Origin of the sequence: Pseudomonas asplenii (genome assembly GCF_001293465.1) — a bacterium.
Classification (GTDB): Bacteria; Pseudomonadota; Gammaproteobacteria; order Pseudomonadales; family Pseudomonadaceae; genus Aquipseudomonas; species Aquipseudomonas fuscovaginae_B.
This window is the reverse complement of the sequence record NZ_JSYZ01000057.1, coordinates 1-1,369: the sequence shown is the minus strand read 5'-3', so window position 1 is coordinate 1,369 and position 1,369 is coordinate 1. Positions and strand designations below refer to the sequence as shown.

General features: G+C 63.8%; 1 protein-coding gene and 1 pseudogene. Both read right to left on the bottom strand.

Translation table 11 applies throughout. From position 1 onward, the window contains the following. Positions 1 to 242, bottom strand: a pseudogene (locus PF66_RS31570) (glycoside hydrolase family 19 protein); the annotation flags it as partial. A gap of 27 nt (positions 243 to 269) precedes the next feature. After that, the gene (locus tag PF66_RS31565; protein WP_054064905.1) at positions 270 to 1,316 is read right to left on the bottom strand and encodes a phage late control D family protein; all 1,047 of its coding nucleotides are present in this window, start codon (positions 1,314 to 1,316) and stop codon (positions 270 to 272) included. Positions 1,317 to 1,369 lie beyond the last annotated feature (53 nt).

Here is a 1,369-nt window from a genome sequence, read left to right as displayed (position 1 = left end):
TTGCCCAGGCGAGCAGCGAGGGTGCCGGTGTCGTACTTGCTCAGGTACTGGTCGCTGCCCAGCTCGCGCACGTAGAGCAGTTGCGCGGACTCGTGACCGACCTGGGCCAGGAACGCTGCAGCACGCTTGGGAGTGTTGATCTGCCGGCGGTCCATGGCCGCGTTGAGGGCAGACACAAAAACGCCGGCTTTCTTGCCGGCGTTCGGGAGGATCTGCTGAAGCTGTTGCACTGTGACTGTCATTGCTGTGCTCCTGTATGGATCGACCGATCAGGTCGGTTTCACGTCGACCACCTTCAGTGGCTTGGTTTCCTTCTTTTTCTTGCCCTTGGCTTTCGCCTTGCCCTTCTTGCCGCCGTTGCACTCGACCACAGTCGTCCAGCCCGAGGCGTCGAAGGTCTGCTCGACCTTGTCCACCAGGTACTCGCCATCGAGGCCGACCTTGAAGCCCTGGGCGTTGATCATGCGCTCGGCAAAGAGGTCGGTACGCCCGGCCATCTGCAGGCGCACCCCGGCGGTACTGCGGTTGAACGCGGCCAGCTTGGCCTTGGCAGCCTGCTCGGCGGCGGTCTTGTTCGGGTAGATGTGCCGATCGGTGTGGACCGCCGGCAGGCCGGACGGAGCGTCGTCGTTCCCCAGCTCGACCGTCACCAGCTTCCCGTCCTTTTTGTGCTTGGTCTTCACCGCCTTCTGCGAGCTGCGATCGCCAAGGTTGAACTGCCACCGGCTGACATCGGCCGGGGCGATCGTGATCGCCGCGAATGACTTGCCGCTTGCGCTTTTGCCGGCCTCCCGGGGCATGACCAACAGCTTGCCGTCGGCGACCTTCGCCGTGCAGGCGTACTGTTTTGCCAGCCGGGTGATGAAGTTGAAGTCCGATTCGTTGCGCTGGTCGATGCGCTCGACCTTAGTCTGCACCGGGCATACCGGCGTCCAGCCGTTGCGCGCGGCCACGTCGCTGACGATCTTCGACAGGGGCACGTTCTCCCAGGATCCGCTACGGGTGGTCTTGCCAGAGCCGCGCATGTCGCTGGCCTTGCCCCGGATGACCACCGTGCTGGGCGGGCCTGACACCTCGATCTCGTCGACCGCGTATTTCCCCAGGCGAGCCTGGGCCTGCCCCGCGTACCCCATGTAGATCTCGATCCCCGCTCCCCGCTTCGGCAGCGCCACAGCGGAGTCGCGGTCGTCGATCCGCAGCTCGAACTCGTCGGACTCCATTCCTGGCTTGTCCGTTGTTCTGAGCAGCAGAAGCCGGTCGTTGATCAGCGCCGTGACGTCCCTGCCATCGGCGACAACACGAAAAGTCGGTTGCATGTGAACCCCACAAAAGAAAAACCCCGCACGCGGCGGGGCTCAGTGAATGAACG